Below are 16,558 nucleotides of genomic sequence, written 5' to 3' on the forward strand. Positions count from 1 at the left end.
GAGGTTTTCTTGGGCTTCTCGGTAGCTTAAGACTTGCCCAAGCTACCGATTTTTTGGATTACGCTTTAATACGCAAACCTATTACTGTGCTTGGCTGTTTAGGTAAGCACGGTGTGAGATGTTTGACCATGGACGAACTTGCTCGATGTAAGCCGCTTGCGAAGCTTGAATCTCTTTCGCTGTTGCGTCTTTGTCAGCATGCTCTTTCAGTAGACGGTCATTCGCTTCACGAAGTGCAGTCATTACTTCAACTGGGAAGTCTTTTACCTGAACATTCGGGTACTCAGACTGGATTGAAGCCCAGTTCTTACCACTTTCATGTTTAGATTGCGTGTACATGTCGTAAGCAGCAGTCTTCATCGCTACTTGTAAAATCGCTTTCAGGTCATCTGGTAGCTTGTTCCAAGTACGCTTGTTCACTAGGAACTGAAGCTCTGTACCTGGCTCATGCCAACCTGTGTAGTAGTAAGGTGCGATTTTGTGGAAGCCCATACGTAAATCTAGAGATGGACCTACCCACTCCAATGCATCAATCGTACGACGCTCTAGAGACGTGTATAGCTCGCCCGGTGCGATGTTCGTTGGTTTCGCGCCTAGCTCAGCTAAGATCTCGCCAGCGAAGCCCGGAATACGCATTTTCAAACCTTGTAGATCATCTACTGAGTTAATCTCTTTCTGGAACCAACCACCCATCTGTGTATCCGTGTTACCACCCGGGAAAGACAGTAGGTTATGTGGCGAGTAAACTTTCTCCATCAACTCCATACCACCACCGTAGTAGAACCACGCGTATTGCTCGGTTGGCAGCATGCCGAAAGGCATCGAAGTGAAGTAAAGCGTGTTTGGCACCTTACCCTTCCAGTAATACGATGCAGAGTGACCCATATCGTATTGACCAGATTTCACCATATCGAAAACACCTAGAGGTGCCTTATGTTTGTTCGCAGAGTCGATACGAATTTGTAGACGACCGTTCGACATCTCCTCTGCCATCTTAGCCATGTTCTTCGTTGCATCGCCAAAAATTGGGAAGTTTGGTCCCCAAGTTTCCGCCAGTTTCAAACGGTAGACCTTATCAGCAGCACTTGCGCCAGTAGCGACCATCGCTAAACAAGCGGCTGCCGTAACAGCTACATTTTTAAACACTCGAGTGAGGGAGTTAGAAATAAGACTCATGTTCACGTCCTTTGTTGGGTTCAATACTCTTTCTGTGAGTACTTTTATGATTCAACAAAAGAATGCATCGACATCCGTTAATAAGAAATGAGAATGAGCACGCAGGCTACGCAGCCAATAAATTCAGCATTAGACCAAAGAACTAAGTAGTAGTACGTAGGACTTTCACCCAAACAACGAAAATTAAAGAGATAGAGAAGAGATAAGCGGGAGATCGCAAAGAAAAGTTCGTACGTAGTAATCTACGGCTAAAGTTAACAACATTTTACGAGAACGTGACAGACGTCGTGTAGAGTGCCAAGTGATTATGAACAAAAGCACTTATAAAATATTGAAAAAGTCTTTGTAAGTTAGGTGTGCTCTGAGCAGTAGAGACTTTGACAGGTGCTAGATATAAAAAAGCCTCGATGAGATCGAGGCTTAAAACTTAGAAAAGCGAGTTATTCCCAGAGGAATTAGATAGCTTTGTAGACAACCTTGTTACCTGCAAGCTGTTCTTTCGCTACTAGGTTTTCTTCAAGAAGTTTTTTCAATGCGCCTGTTGCCCATGAACCAGCTTTCGCATCTTCTTGACCAGCCGCTAGACCGATACCTTTAGGGTTGATGCCGTCGGCATTGCTAGCAACGATGTCTAGAACTTGTTGCTGTTTAGGAGTCAGTGATACAGACGCCGCTTTTGGTGCTGCTACTGTTTTCTCTACCGCTGGTTTTGCTGCTACAGTTTTTTCTGCTACAACTTTCTCTGCGACAGGCTTTGCTGTTTTTGGCGTTGCTACAACATTTGCTACAGCCGCTTTAATGCGCTTTTGCAGCTTCGCCTGCACCTTACGCTTATGAGCAAGTCTCATTGAATATTTCTCCAGTTCACTGCTCTAACTCGCAGTGGTGAAAATTTGAAGCGCGATTTATACCAAAAAACGGGAGCTATTTGTAGAGTGGAGCGTCGAAAGTCGACGAAAAATAACGATATTGTCTATCAACGTCTATTATTTAGACAGGGCATTATTAATTTGAGGTCATATCTACTGGTTATCCATCCAGACCCAAAATATGAAACTTGGTGAACCCTATGGAAACACGTCATATTGCAAACTTTTCACTACCTAAATTCAAAAGCGCATATCGTTATGTCGCGGTGATTTTAGGCTTCGTTTGCTTGTTGGTTGCCCTCTATTATGATGCTCCCCGTCTGCTTTTTGTTGGTGCTTTTCTGGTTATCGTTTTACTTATCGCGGGCTACTATTTGATGCTGCGCAGTAGAGTGCTATTTACGCTCACTCCCACCCATTTCCAACAGCACTTTTACAAAGGCGGCTGGGTTCTTAAATGGTCAAACATCGAGAAGATTGGCTTGTGTACCTACCAACAAGATGGATGGCATCAACCTCTTCCTTGGATAGGCATTAAAGTTAAAGATTACGCCCCTTACCTTGATTCCATCTGTCCTAAGATCACAACTGAACTGCTACTAAACCAACGAGCACTGCTCTACCTTGGCGCTAAGCAAGCTGGACAAGAATCTAAATTCGAAGACATAGTGCTCGATTCATCGCAGTTCAACGGAAAAATGCGCGCAGCAGATGACGCATCAGTTTTTATCGATGAAGACGCATTAAACGCCTCGAAAGCGCAGGCACTTACAGGAAAGGATGACAAACGTTGGCATTACTCGGGATTACAAGCCATGTTGGCCAATCGAATGCGCTATCAAAGGGGATATCATGGTTACGATATCTTTATATCAACCAATGACTTAAAAATGAGTGGGGAAGAATTTGTGGGGCTTGCTCGACGTTATCTTGCAGCGGCGGAACGTGAACAATAAACAGCTCAAAGCGAGCTGTTTATTTAGATAGGAAGAAAGTTGTAGCGCTTGCTTAGTAAAGTGGCATTTCGTCCGCTACGAATGGGTTTGAGACACGTTCACGACCGAATGTTGATTCAGGGCCATGACCCGGTACAAACGTCACATCATTACCTAGAGGCCATAGTTTTGTCTTGATCGAAGAGATCAGAGTATTGAAGTCACCTTGAGGGAAATCGGTACGACCAATTGCGCCGTTGAACAACACATCGCCAACAAACGCCATACGCGCTTCTTCACTAAATAGCACAACGTGACCTGGGGTATGACCTGGCGTGTGGATAACGTCGATCACTTGATTACCAAACGTCACCTTGTCCCCTTCGTCTAGCCATGTGTTAGGCTCAAATGCTTTACACAGAGGGAAACCAAACATCTGGCTTTGGTTTTCTAGGCCTTGAAGCCAAAAGTTGTCGGCTCTATGTGGCCCTACAATCTCAACATTTAAGATTTCTGCCAGTGGCACTGTGCCCCCAACGTGATCCAAATGTCCATGTGTCAGTACTAAGTTAACAACCTTCACACCCAACTCTTCAATGATGGCTGCCAGCTGTGCTACGTCACCACCTGGATCGACAACAATGCCTTCCATGGTTTCATCACACCACACAATTGAACAGTTTTGAGAGAAAGAGGTGACCGGTACAACTTGATACTTAAGAGACATATACAAACCTTAGAAAGCAAACGTAATAATGGTATTAGAGCATTCCATTACATAATCTGGGGCAAACTATGACATTGGATGTCTATTTTGACAAGTTTTGAGCTTGGTATGCCAAGACGCACCAAGCTCATTCTCATCACAAGCTACCTATTACCAGCTACGAACAGGACCTGTATCAATATGAATGAAGTTACTACGAGCGTAGTAACCTACACCACCCGCTTTCAGACTTTTCGCTACATCACGTAGCTCTTTTAGGTCCACGCCATCGATACGAAAATCGATCGCTTTTCCTAGCATATGATAGCTTTTCTTCGCTACACCACTCGAATTAGAACGAAGTGCTTCGTTGGTTGCAGGTGAACGGTAGCCAGAGATGATCTGTACTTCTTTTTGAATCCCAAGGATATTTTGGATCTGTGTGATCTGATCAAACAGATTCTTGTCCATTGGGTGAATTTCATTACGACGGAAATCGCGACACAGCTTGCTCAAGCGTGCCATTTCATCACCCACGTAATTCTTGCCATCGAAGTAGCAGCTTTCCAGTCTTTCACCAGTATGAAGGTTATTCATACTAATGACTCTTGGTTGGTCTGGATACGAAGCAAAAGCGAGAGAAGGAGTGAGCGACGCAGCAACCATAGAGCCACCAGCAATAGTCAGGAACTGACGGCGAGAGAATACATTTTGAGACATACAGCAAAAAATCCCATTAAATCGAACAAAAAATGCACGATACATAATGGGTATTGCGACGTCAATGAACAAAATTTGCTCAAGAACGCTATTTTTGATGCCTTAAAACTCTTAGTTATTGATCGGCATTACAAATTTATCAATAAAGTTTTGTTTGTAAATTTTGGTCAAGATCACCCTTCTCCATCTTCCTTATCGTATTGGTAGACGTCACCACGATATTGGATACCTTCCTCTTCAAACAGAACGGTTTGATAAATAATATGCACCGGGATTCGCTTTTTGAGCCTAACTTTGGTGTTTGGCGCAAGCAGGCCACTTTGTCGCGGTGCCTTTCGAGCTTTTGTCTCAAACAACAACTCAGCCAGCTCTTCTGCATGCTCTACACGAATACAACCAGAGCTATAGGCACGAAAGTCGTCATTGAATAGCCCTTTACTTGGCGTATCATGCAAGTAAATGGCGCGATTATTTGGTGTGTTGAATTTGTATAAACCCAGCGCATTACGTGAGCCCGCTTCTTGTCTCATGCGATAAGGGAACGAGTTAAAATTAATGCTCTGCCAGTCGATGAGCTCAGGATCTATGGTTTCCATCGTTCTCCAGCCATCAATTACTCGGAAATTATTACTGGCTAAGTAGCTCTCGTCAGCACGTACTTTCGGCAAGATGTCTTTTACCATGATTTTCCATGGGACATTCCAGGTTGGGTTGAGAATCACAGAATCTAGGTTGATCTCTAATAATGGGGTCTTGCGTGACTTTCTACCGACAACGACTTTGGATTCAAAGACTTCCTTGCCCCCTTCCCAATACTTCATTTCAAAGCTAGGGACATTTACCACGATTAATGAGTCTCTGTCTTTCGGCCATAAACGTGCGCGTTCAGCATTTAAGGCAATCGCTCGTAAGCGATCGTCAAATGGCATATTGATCCACTTCATAGTGTCAGGACCGATGATCCCGTCCGCTTTTATGCCATGGATCTTCTGGAATGATTTAACTGCGATCTCCAGCTCGAGATCAAACATAGGGATATTCGGGTCCACGTGAGAGATATCGACGCCAACCAGAGCCATTCTTTCTAGTAAGATCGGCTTTTGGGTTATTTCATCGTCTAGACGCTTAAGGCCAAGTTGATCGTAACGAGGGAATGTCTCATCCATTGCTAACGAAAGCACCGCATAAGACTCTTTGAATTGATCAAAGTTGCCAACAGGAGGTGCATAGGAAAGGACAAGCTCTAACAAGTAACCATTATCTATGCTGTCTTGAAGACGCTCGACAGTTTCGGGCGCAGGTTCAGGCAGTCTGTCTTGCAGTTTCTCGGAGAAATACCACTCTTTACCGATAATCGGTGCATTTTCAACATAACTTAGATAATGAAGTAGCGCGTCAGTGGCGAGGATATCAACCTTGTCCCACTCACCTGATGCTTTGAATTGTTCGATCTGATCAAATTGATCACTGAATAGAGGCGCAAACTGTGCTTTGTCGATGAGTGATAACTGGAATTCAAAGGCGTTAAATGCCGCTGAGGACTCCCAAATCACAGGGTAAGAGGCATCATGATAGATGCGTTGAGTCAACTCAGGATATAGGAGCGAAAATGAAAGGTCAGATCCCGGCTTTATGTCCTGACGAATCTGATGACTGGCAGAGCCCCACGAATGCGTGGAGACCACCAGTAATATGGCGAAAATATACTTCACTAACATGCGATGCTCCTGTGCCAAATCATCTTTTAAGTATGGCAAAGAAATGGAGCAAGCATGTTATTTTTTAAGCATTTTTATGCATCAAGATGCACTCCAGTGGTTATCCCATTGAATACCCGATTGAAGTGTTGCCTTATCGTGAGGTTGAGACTGACTGATCACACCACCAGCACCCGAACTCAAGCGAAATTCATCTGCAAACAGTACCACACCAGAGGCATCAGCAAGATAGGAAAGTTCGACTAATTCACGCGTCTCTTTAGACCAGATACCGTAGCAATTTCCCCTAGGAGAAGTAGCTAATATCCACTCATCTGACGCAGCGATGCTGGCAATGTAGTGATTGAACCTCGCCCACTGTTCAGGCTCAGCATTCAAGCTCTCAAATTTGTCGCCTTTTGTGTGCATAGCCAGCAAAGAAGGATACTCGTCCGGCTCACCGCGATATTGCTGTCCGCATATAACCGTCTCTGCGCCATCATGCGCTAGATGTCGAATACTCAGCTTCTTATCTGGCAATCCAACTTGGTCGAGAATTTGGCCCGTAGGAGAAAGATAAGTCAGGCTTGGCATCATGCTATCAAGGTTTTTCGGAGTGCGCCCATCGGTATGTACACCACCCACACCAATGGCCAGATCACCGCTTGGCATGATGATGACTTCATGAGGGCCAATTCCAAAGCCACTAAACTCTTCCACTTTAGTGTAGCTTTGTTCAACGTCATAAACCCCTATCACACCTTCGCTGGTATCACTTTTACCTTCGGTAGCATAAAGATATCGACCATCGAGTGAGTAAACACCATGCCCGTAGAAGTGACGATTCGTGCCTTTAACCATCATCTTAACTTGCTGTCCGGTCACGTAGTCAAACACAACAAAGAAATTGCCAGGGCGACGTGCAAACACCACGGCATGATTTTGTTTTGGACTTATGGCAACCCCATGGCCGCGCTCTGGGATTGGCATCTGGCTAAGTGGCTGGCCGAATTGATCGGCAACCACTGCTGAGAATCGGTCTCTACCATTCAGTGCACAACCAATCAGCTTAGGTGAGCTGTCTGTCAGTGTGCGCTTTTCAGTCGAAGCGCAGCCAAAAGGCAGTACTGGAACAGCAGCGCAACCTAGCGCTGCTTTCAACAGGTTTCTGCGAGTAGAATCAGTCACCATCAGTTGCATTAAACCCTATTACCACACCCAGCTCGATTGCAACTTCTTCATGAATCAAGTACTTCAGCTGCTCTAGCTTGTTGTATTGAGAAAGCACTAAGCGGTAGCCCTCTTTGGTTTGCAGCAGCTCAAACAAGCTCGCTTGCTCTGGCCATGTTTCAATGGTCTGTTCAAACTGAGAGAAAACACGATCAGCAAGATCTTGATGCCCTTGCTCTCTTAAGATCGCATCTAAGCCTTTACCATCTGCTAAATACAGTGCTTCTAAAGCAACGACATTGGCTTTTAGTTGAGTCATCGACGTTTGAGCACGCCAAGACTCAGAGAAATACGGACGCGGTTTACCAATTTTCGCCATCGGGCGACTCAGCTTTTTCATGCTGTAGTCAAGTTGATTGGTCATCAATGCAATGTATTCAGATTCCCATTGCTTCTCATCAAGTGATGTCCAAGGGTTAACTTGCCAAGCCGAAGCAATCGTCGAAGATTTCACCGCTAGGTTCTGTGCAATCGCTGTGACACTCTGACAGCCAGATGCTTTGTCAGCTAATAGTGGAGAAGCTTTATCGTAGAAAGACCATTCAAGTGCACCTAGACCTTGAACTGTAACACTTTGAAGCGCAATATCTTGCTGCGTCCAACGCTTGTTCTGCTGGTTAAGCTGACTCATCTTCAGCCCAGTAGTGTTCTTTTTGTCCGGCCAGAACTGCACGTTCCAACTCTCTTCAAGCGCCTTAGCAGGACCACGCTCCTGCCCTTGCAAGGCCATCCAAGCGGTCATCGTTTGTTGCCACTCTGACTTAAGCTGATCAAGGGTTATTGCATCTGTTTGACAGTAGGATTCAACCGCACTTTCTAGTTCAGACGCTTGCGTAGCAAAATTGACCGCCGCGTTAAATTCTGTCAAATAAACATTTGAGCTTATGTGCTCAGTTGTATCAGCGACATATCCGCTGTTTTTGTCTGACATAGCATTTGGCTCGCCTGAAGACTGACAGCCTGTCACAGCAAGAGCCGATAACGGCAATAGCCACAATTTACGTGTCATGAAGCGTTTATTTTTCATGTTGTTACCTAATGTTGAGCGTTGTTGCGCTTTTGATTATAGATTCACTTAGCGCATAGCATGAGACTTTCGCGCATCACCACACGAAAGTCCCAAATATAGTTAAAGACCGCTAGCCTTACCGAGACTTACAGCGAGTTTAGGAATGCGAGTAGTGCTTCTCGCTCAGATTTGTTGAGTTTAAGTACGTTTTGCTTCGCCTGTTCCGCCTCGCCACCGTGCCACAATACTGCTTCCATCACGTTACGAGCTCGACCATCGTGCAATAGGAACGTATGGCCGTTAACTTCTTGGGTATAACCTAAGCCCCAAAGTGGCGTTGTTCTCCACTCACGACCATTTGCTAGATATTCAGGACGGTGATCCGCTAAGCCTTCACCCATATCATGCACAAGCATATCTGTGTACGGGCTAATCAGCTGTTTAGATAACGCAGGTAACCCTTCTCTCTCTAACGTGCGAATATTCGACTGGTGACAACTTTGACAACCAGATTGAGCAAACAAAGCTTGGCCTTTAATCACTTGTGGGTCGTCCACATTGCGGCGAATTGGCACTGCTAAGTGTTGTGAATAAAATTCAACAAAATCAAGGATATTATCACTCACTTCCGGTTTGCCACCATCAGGAAAATCAGAACAGGTTGATTGGTTTGAGGTGCAGTTTTCGTTAGGGAATAGGTTGCTGGTTAAGCCCAAGTCACCATTAAACGCCGCTGCATTTTGCTGCATTAAGTTTGGTTGACCCGCTTTCCAGCCGAAGCGACCAAGCGTCATCTCATTGGTGCGAACATCAAGCACTTTGTTCGCTTTGCCCGATACCCCTTGGTTCTCTTTTTTCTGTTGCTCGGCAAACCCTAAAATGGTCTCTTCTGGAATGCTTTCTAGTAAGCCAAGACCAATCATTGGCGGTGCAACACGTGCTGAAAATTGCGTTTTCGGGTGCATCTCTCCAAACGCTAAATCCGTAATCGTCAATGTCGGCTTGCGAAGAGTCACAACGCTGCCATCAGCAAAGGTGACCGGTACATCGGTATAAGTAATATTCACTTTACCTTCAGGTTTAACGCCCTGAATTGCAAAGTCTTGCAATTGACCACCATAGGTTGGTTCTGGGATCACACCGTCACGGATGAAAGCCGTTTTCTGCTCTGGTGTTTCAGCTGGAATACTGAGTCGTACCAACATCGAAACGGCATTTTCATCTCCTTTCTCAGGAGCATGACCTCGGCCATCTTTAATATGACAGTTTTGGCAACCATTGGTGTTAAACAGGGGCCCTAAGCCATCACGAGCATCGGTTGATGATGGTGCTGGAACCCAAGGATTTCTGAAGAAGCTATTACCGACACTGAAATCGAGGCGCTTGGTCATTGGCAGGTTAGCTGCCGGTAGAGAGAACGCGTTAGGTCCCTCTTTCTTGACGGTCGTTTTGCCGCCAGAATAAACATCGTGGGCTTGTAATGGGGCGACAAAAAACAGAGCAGTTAAAAACGAGGCGGATAGATACGACTTCATACATTGCCTTTGCTAAATTAGTGAGTGATTAGCTTAGTTGTGCTTTTTATTTGCTAATACTTGGGTTCATCAGATTAGAGTGGCTCGACAACATCTATGAACGGACTTCGACGGTGAGCACTTAGGTTAATTCAGTGTTAGAACATATCAGCCTTCAACAAATAAGGGCTCAAACGAGCCCTTATCATTATTGAAAGACTTCACAAGTGATTAAAACTCGTGGTCAGCTGTGTCTGGGTTTAGGCTATCGATACCGATGATGCCTGCTGCACGCTCAATCGCTGCAGTTTGAGAAACAAGCGCAACGATAGTTTTGTTCACTAGTGCGTTACCTGCTGCGTTGTCCGCTGCGATTAGTTGATCGAAGTACTCGTTGTTCTTCTCTGCAGACGTTACAAGTTGACCAACTTGTGCGCGAGCTAAGTCAAACTGCTTTTGAATCTCTTTTGCAGCTTGCTTATCTTGTTGCTCAACAAGGTCGTAGATGCTTGGACCAGAAAGCAGAGTGCCATCTTCACGCTTGTACAGACCTGTATAAACGTTGTAGATGCCTTGCTCGTTGTAGTAGTGAGAGTTGTGTGTGTTATCAGAGAAACAATCGTGCTCATCTTCAGTCGAGTTCGCTTCTAGAGCCACCTTCATACGCTCACCAGCAAGCTCACCTAGAGATAGTGAACCCATGCCGAATAGCATCTTACGAAGACCATTGTCGCTCGAGTCTGCAAGTAGCTCTTGACGGTAGTTGCCTTTCTCATCCGCAGACCACTGCTTTTCCATCCACTCTAGATCTTGAACAAGTAGCTCAGCCGCTGCTTTAAGGTAAGCGCCACGACGCTCACAGTTGCCGTTTGTACATTCAGCACCAACAACAAAATCTGTGTATGCACGCGCACCAGCACCTGCATTAGTACCGTTTATATCTTGACCCCAAAGTAGGAATTCAATCGCGTGGTAACCAGATGCAACGTTTGCTTCAGAACCGCCGATCTCATTTAGGTCAGCGATAAGCTCTGGTGTGATGTTTGATGCGTCAACTTTAGTTTGACCAATTTGGAAGGTTTCGTTTGCTACGATGTTTGCACTCGCGCCTTCGTTACCTAGCTCGTATTGGTAGTTAGTTGAAACGTAATCGATTAGACCTTCATCTAGTGGCCATGCGTTCAGCTGACCTTCCCAGTCATCAACTACAGCGTTACCAAAACGGAACACTTCTGATTGCTGGTAAGGTACGCGAGACTCAAGCCAAGCTTGTTTTACTTGTTCGAAGTTATTCGCAGAAGGCGAAGCTAAAAATGTGTCGATAGAAGAGTTCAGAGCTTTCGCCGTGATCACCGAGTCAGCAAATACCGCATGTGCGATGTCAGCGTAGTGCTCGACAACTTGATCTTGGGTCACTGCTGCAAAAGATGAAGCAGAAGCAAAAATGAGTGACGAGGTAACCGCTTTAGTCACTAAAGATTTAATGGTCATGAAGCATCCTTGTTGAGCTTGAATTATTATATATATTAATAGTGCAAACCATTATCATTTGCACTACCTGTTGCGATAATACAAAGTTACAATTTATTTGCAAGATAAATACAAAAAAACCTCACATTTGTGAGGTTTTTGCTTCATTTTATGTTACACGCAGTACGCTAAACTACTCGATGGTGAGGTTATGCTTACCGTGTGACACTTTTGCTTTAAGGTAATTTTCGTTACCCGATTTAATATGAGCGGCAGTGTTCACTACCTCTTCGATCTCAATACCGTAAGACTTCAGCTCTCTGATTTTCTTAGGGTTATTAGTAATAAGACGGATCTTAGTTACATCTAAAGCGCGCAGCATTTCAGCTGCTTCAGTGAAGTCACGCAGATCATCACCAAAACCTAAATGGTTATTCGCTTCGTAGGTGTTCATGCCTTCGCTTTGTAGACGGTATGCATCGATCTTATTGTAAAGACCAATACCACGACCTTCCTGACGAAGGTAAAGAATGATGCCACCCGACTCACCCATGCGGCGAATGGTTTCGTCTAATTGCTCGCCACAATCACAACGTGACGAATGGAATACATCCCCTGTCAGACACTCAGAGTGCATACGTACGAGAGGGGTTTCTTGCGTTTTGTCTGCTGACTTGAAAATGACAGCAACGTGTTCTTTGTCTGTTTTTAAGCCGTGGAATGAAAGAAGCTCCGCATCAATGTTGCTGCTGGCTCCTACTTTAAAATCTACTCTGGCACGAACTTCCGCCATATCTACACTCACTTGCAATTCGATGTATTTAACAGCGCTACGTTATTCATTTAAGTAATAATTTTGTAGCGAACAATCTAATGATAGACACTATGGCGCTGTTGATCACTTTTTTCAAGGCTCTGAACCAACAAAATGTTATAATATAACATTTTTTCTTAACAGCATTAAAAAACCCCATGTCAAACATGGTTGACATGGGGTTATAAATTAGACAGTTAGCTGGACTTAGCCGACCTGTTTCTTCTTCCAGATCACCAGTTGAATCCAAGCATTCTCTAGTTCAGCTAGCTCTTCCTGCGTGAGAAGAGACACCGTTGACTTAGCGCTGTATTTATCTGCCCACTGCTCTGACTGGACATGGCTATAAAACTCTTTTTTTAGATTTGAGATTACGTTATCCACCAATACGTCCTTATATTGAAGTGCTAAGTCATATACGAGTGGGCTATGTTACAAAATACCGATCTTCAGGTAAACAAGTAATTTAAATTTTTATGGACTCACCTTAACACTTTTAATTAATAAATATATAAATAAGACTAATAAAAGCAGTGGGAACAACCAAAGTAATCCATTCGTCATATTGAAAGCTGGCTTATAACGAACAAACTCTCCATATCGCTCTGTCATATATTCAATGATTTGTGTATCCGTTTGTCCTGATTTCACCATTTGGAATACATGCAATCGTAAATCTTTCGCTATTGGGGAATTCGATTCAATTAAGTTTTGATTCTGGCATTGAGGGCAACGCAGTGTTTTTGCTAATTCGATAGCTTGTTGCTGTTGCGCCAAATTATCAAACTCAAATAATTCAACCTCAACCGCTACCTGTTTGTTATTAGAGACAAATATATCACTTGCCATGAGTGTTGGACTGGCAATTAACATCCACATTAAACAGAACGCATAAATCAAACGACTCATAGTGTTGCCTTATTCATAAAATAGCCCGCAAACTCTTGTTGCCACACTTCTGCAGTAATTCCCCCTAAGACCTTCTTTATCACTCTCCCCTTTTGGTCGACTAAATAGGTCTCTGGGGTACCGATAACACCTAGGTCCAACGCCAATTCTCCATTTGGATCGCTGATAACTGTTTGATAGGGGTTACCTGTACTTTGCAACTCTGTGGCCGCAGCCGCTGATGTATCTCGATAATTCAATCCGATAATGGGTACGCCATTGCTCGCGAGCTGCATTAAGGTTGAGTGCTCGCTTTTACACACACCGCACCAAGAAGCCCATACATTCACTAACTGATAAGGGTGCTGCGTCATCTCTTCTTTGGTCAACGTATTGCGCCCATCAGCAATTTCACCCCCTTCCTGAGATAGAGACAAGGCTTGAAGTGTAAACTCGGGAAACGCCCGATCTTGCGTTTCAATGACCGCAACTCGCTGTTTGTTATTAATGGCCAAACCAAAGACCACGACCATCACGAGACTGATGGTGAAAAGCAGAATTAGTTTGTTACGCACAGCGGTAGTCATAGCCCTTCTCCTTTGTACGTCGTTGATACCTTTGCAACACTAAAGTAAAACCACCGACAATCATTAACAATGCGCCTAGCCAAATCCAGCGCACATAGGCCTTGTATTGAACTCGGAATGCATAACCTTCACGATCAACCTTTTCTCCCATCGTAATGTAGACGTCACCATGCCAGAACCATTTCATTGCAGGTTCACTCATGTTCATCACCCGTACAGGGTAATGGCGGCGTTCAGGTGCGATAAAGAAACGATGCGCTTCGTTTGAGACCTCAATAACGCCTATCTCTGCTGTGTAATTATTTCCTACATAGAGCTCTGTCTCTTGATAGGCCAACGTCCAATCCATAAATTCAACTTGGCTCTGCGGAGCCAAACGATAGCTGGCTTCGAAGGAGTGAAAACTGTTCATTCCAGCCCCTACCGCGAGAACAGCCACTCCAAGATGTGCTATCGACATCCCAAATAACTTACGCTGATAACACGTGTTACGCGCGCGCCAAAGGCCATAGCCATGGGTAAAAACGACCCAACACGCTAAGCACCAAGTAACCAATACCATCCATGAGATTGAGTACAAGTCACTAATTAACACTTGTGGTACGTATAGAAGCGAGCCACTTACCATGGAAACCACCGCCAACAGCATCGATAACTTGAGCGAGCACTGTGGTTTACACACCATTAGTGGTGCGATACCCATCATCACAAGAGCCAATAGCCCTAATGGTGCAATCAACAGATTAAAGTAAGGCGCGCCTACCGAGATAGTCCCCAACCCAAGCAGCTCAAACACCATTGGATAGAAGGTACCAAAGAGCACAATTGACATGGCGAGTACCAACATGAGCACCGCAATTAAAACCACAAAGCCTTTACTCTTGAAGCCAACAATCCCCTGAGATTCAAAACGCTCCCCTTGTACAATTAGCAAGGAAAAAGAACTCAACAATACCAAGATTAAGATGAGCAATAACGACATCCCTTTGGTCGGGTCTACCGCAAAGGCATGCACCGAGGTTAAGACACCAGAGCGAACGATAAAGGTACCCAAAATACTCAAACTGAAGGTGACAAAGGCCAAACTAAACGACCACTTTAATAGCTGTTGTTTGCCTTTAGCGACGCCTAGAGTATGAAGCAAAGCGGTCGCAGTTAACCAAGGAAGTAAACTGGCATTTTCGACCGGGTCCCAAAACCACCAGCCACCCCAGCCGAGTTCGTAATAAGCCCACCAAGAACCCAGCGCTATGCCTGCCGTCAAAAAGCACCAAGCCACTAAACACCAGATCCGACAGTGCTCTACCCATTTAAACTCGATAGGTTTAATCATTAATGCGGCCACTGAAAAGGCCAACACCACTGAAAATCCGACATATCCTAGGTAGAGCAATGGAGGGTGAAAGATCAGCCCGACATCTTGTAGCATGGGGTTGAGATCGCGTCCTTCAGTGACAAACATTGGATTAAGTTCGAATGGATTGGATGCGAATAAGGTAAACCAAGCGAACACCATGAGAAGCAGGTTCATTACCCAAATGACTGCATCGTGATAGTCTGCTCGGCAGTGTTTTTGTCTGGCGATGAGCCCTGACCAGCAGCTTAAGGTAAGCACCCAGAACAGCAACGAGCCTTCATGCCCTGCCCAGACGGCGGCGATTTTAAAGGCACTAGGTAGTTGGGTGTTCGAATGCTCGGCGACGTAGAGAATCGAAAAGTCGTCTTGATAGAAAGCCACAGCGAGAATGCTCACAGCAGCAATCGATAGCAAAGAAGCCGTTTGAGTCGCACTGCCAATGAAGGCTGAATAGCGCTTTGACTGAGTATACCTGCCAGCCAAGTAAACCATACTCACCAGACTGCTGAGAATTGCGACACCAATGAGATTAAACAGCCCTAGAGAACCTAGCATATCACCTCGATATGGCCCCAACGAAGGGGCCGGATAGAACATACATAGCCGTCATTTATGCCAAGGTTAATTGACCAGCATAAAGTACGAAAGTACGCAGCATTAAAACGCCCGCCAAACTCAAGCAAGTCACAGCGAAAATGTAGACTCCAGTATGACGAACCGATTTCGGGGTGAACGCATTGAGCAGCAAAGGTAAAACCATGCCGATGCCAATCACGCCATACCAGAACCAATTCGCCCAGAACCCACTGCCGATGGCATTCCACGCAGCTTGCTCACTTTGGCCACCAGCGAAGATCAAACCAGTGAAGAACGTCACGAGGACGAACAATTCAAACATCGCCACTGGACGCTCGAAGCCATGAATCCAAGAGATGCTAGGACCTTGAGGAGACTCTCTAAACACCAGAACCCCAAACAAGATACAAGCAGCAGCACCCGAGGATAAGCTCGAGAACAAGAACAGTATTGGTAATACTGGGTTGTTCAACATTGGGAATGTGTTCAGCGCTGATAGTAGGAAACCTGTATATGCCGCCAGCAAAAGAGCTAGCAAAGCCAAAAAGATTTCTGTCGCATTTTCAAGAGGTTCCAATTTACCAATGAGTTTTCCAACGAAATCTAAACGCCCTTTCAACCATACCTGATCGTTCAAGAACACGGTGATCTGATCTCTAAAGATTATCCCTATCCACACAAACAAGATCACCATGTAGACTTGGAATAGGATCACACCCATGGACATCACAGACGTTGGGTTGTAGAAGATCATAATCTTCCAGAAAGAGAGTGGCTTAGTTAGGTGAAATACCAGAATGAGCAGTCCCGAAATAATGCCAAATGGTGCCAGAAATGCGGTCGCTTTTAGTACCCCATTTTTAGCGGCATCACCCTCAATGACTTTTCTTTTCAGATAGATGGAGATCATCACTGCGCCTGCTGACATACCCGCTAAAAACAGGTAGATAGCGATGATCCAATCCCATACCACGGTTCCAGATTGGAAAGCTGTATCCCATGCACTCATA

Annotated in this window: 16 protein-coding genes; 1 reads left to right on the forward strand and 15 read right to left on the reverse strand. The window is 44.9% G+C overall.

The genetic code is table 11. From position 1 onward, the window contains the following. Positions 1–81: 81 nt before the first annotated feature. Together KI655_RS22770 and KI655_RS22775 are read right to left on the reverse strand one after the other, a co-directional pair. Complete coding sequence (locus KI655_RS22770; protein ID WP_285408924.1) at positions 82–1,176, reverse strand: TRAP transporter substrate-binding protein; 1,095 nt, start codon at positions 1,174–1,176, stop codon at positions 82–84. A 455-nt stretch (positions 1,177–1,631) separates the two neighbouring features. Then, on the reverse strand, positions 1,632–2,024 hold the full coding sequence (locus KI655_RS22775) for a MarR family transcriptional regulator (protein WP_285408925.1): 393 nt from the start codon (positions 2,022–2,024) through the stop codon (positions 1,632–1,634). Positions 2,025–2,422: 398 nt separating this feature from the next. Between KI655_RS22775 and KI655_RS22780 the strand changes: the two genes are divergently transcribed. After that, complete coding sequence (locus tag KI655_RS22780) at positions 2,423–3,001, forward strand: DUF2982 domain-containing protein (RefSeq protein ID WP_373417591.1); 579 nt, start codon at positions 2,423–2,425, stop codon at positions 2,999–3,001. A 52-nt stretch (positions 3,002–3,053) separates the two neighbouring features. Here KI655_RS22780 and KI655_RS22785 read toward each other — a convergent pair whose 3' ends face one another. From KI655_RS22785 to nrfD, 13 genes are all read right to left on the reverse strand, one after another. Continuing rightward, positions 3,054–3,707 (reverse strand): MBL fold metallo-hydrolase, encoded by a 654-nt coding sequence (locus KI655_RS22785; RefSeq protein ID WP_285408927.1) that lies wholly within the window; start codon positions 3,705–3,707, stop codon positions 3,054–3,056. A gap of 150 nt (positions 3,708–3,857) precedes the next feature. After that, positions 3,858–4,406, reverse strand: coding sequence for a YcbK family protein (locus KI655_RS22790; RefSeq protein ID WP_285408928.1), 549 nt, complete (start codon positions 4,404–4,406; stop codon positions 3,858–3,860). A gap of 173 nt (positions 4,407–4,579) precedes the next feature. Beyond that, positions 4,580–6,124, reverse strand: coding sequence for a murein L,D-transpeptidase (locus tag KI655_RS22795; RefSeq protein ID WP_285408929.1), 1,545 nt, complete (start codon positions 6,122–6,124; stop codon positions 4,580–4,582). Between the two features lie 81 nt (positions 6,125–6,205). Beyond that, a complete protein-coding gene (locus KI655_RS22800; RefSeq protein WP_285408990.1) occupies positions 6,206–7,294 on the reverse strand; it encodes a DUF1513 domain-containing protein in 1,089 nt (362 codons plus the stop codon). Further along, entirely contained in the window at positions 7,284–8,342 is a 1,059-nt protein-coding gene (locus KI655_RS22805; RefSeq protein WP_285408991.1) for an imelysin family protein, read from the reverse strand. Before KI655_RS22805 ends, KI655_RS22800 begins: the two co-directional genes overlap by 11 nt. Before the next feature lie 146 nt (positions 8,343–8,488). Continuing rightward, positions 8,489–9,877 carry a di-heme oxidoredictase family protein gene (locus KI655_RS22810; protein WP_285408931.1) on the reverse strand — a complete coding sequence of 463 codons (1,389 nt, stop codon included), beginning with the start codon at positions 9,875–9,877 and terminating at the stop codon, positions 8,489–8,491. Positions 9,878–10,087: 210 nt separating this feature from the next. Further along, positions 10,088–11,347 (reverse strand): imelysin family protein, encoded by a 1,260-nt coding sequence (locus tag KI655_RS22815; RefSeq protein WP_285408932.1) that lies wholly within the window; start codon positions 11,345–11,347, stop codon positions 10,088–10,090. 172 nt (positions 11,348–11,519) lie between these two features. Then, positions 11,520–12,119: a GTP cyclohydrolase II gene (gene ribA / locus KI655_RS22820; RefSeq protein WP_285408933.1), complete on the reverse strand. Its 600-nt coding sequence runs from the start codon at positions 12,117–12,119 to the stop codon at positions 11,520–11,522. Between the two features lie 228 nt (positions 12,120–12,347). Beyond that, positions 12,348–12,524 (reverse strand): hypothetical protein, encoded by a 177-nt coding sequence (locus KI655_RS22825; RefSeq protein WP_285408935.1) that lies wholly within the window; start codon positions 12,522–12,524, stop codon positions 12,348–12,350. Positions 12,525–12,614: 90 nt separating this feature from the next. Further along, positions 12,615–13,049 (reverse strand): heme lyase NrfEFG subunit NrfF, encoded by a 435-nt coding sequence (gene nrfF, locus KI655_RS22830; RefSeq protein ID WP_285408937.1) that lies wholly within the window; start codon positions 13,047–13,049, stop codon positions 12,615–12,617. After that, positions 13,046–13,615, reverse strand: coding sequence for a DsbE family thiol:disulfide interchange protein (locus tag KI655_RS22835; RefSeq protein ID WP_285408938.1), 570 nt, complete (start codon positions 13,613–13,615; stop codon positions 13,046–13,048). Before KI655_RS22835 ends, nrfF begins: the two co-directional genes overlap by 4 nt. Then, positions 13,596–15,527, reverse strand: a complete 1,932-nt coding sequence (locus KI655_RS22840) for a heme lyase CcmF/NrfE family subunit (protein WP_285408939.1) — start codon at positions 15,525–15,527, stop codon at positions 13,596–13,598. The genes KI655_RS22835 and KI655_RS22840 overlap by 20 nt, the downstream gene beginning before the upstream one ends. A gap of 55 nt (positions 15,528–15,582) precedes the next feature. After that, positions 15,583–16,557, reverse strand: a complete 975-nt coding sequence (gene nrfD, locus KI655_RS22845) for a cytochrome c nitrite reductase subunit NrfD (RefSeq protein WP_285408940.1) — start codon at positions 16,555–16,557, stop codon at positions 15,583–15,585. Position 16,558 lies beyond the last annotated feature (1 nt).

It is taken from the genome of Vibrio sp. D404a (genome assembly GCF_030248535.1).
Taxonomy (GTDB): domain Bacteria; phylum Pseudomonadota; class Gammaproteobacteria; order Enterobacterales; family Vibrionaceae; genus Vibrio.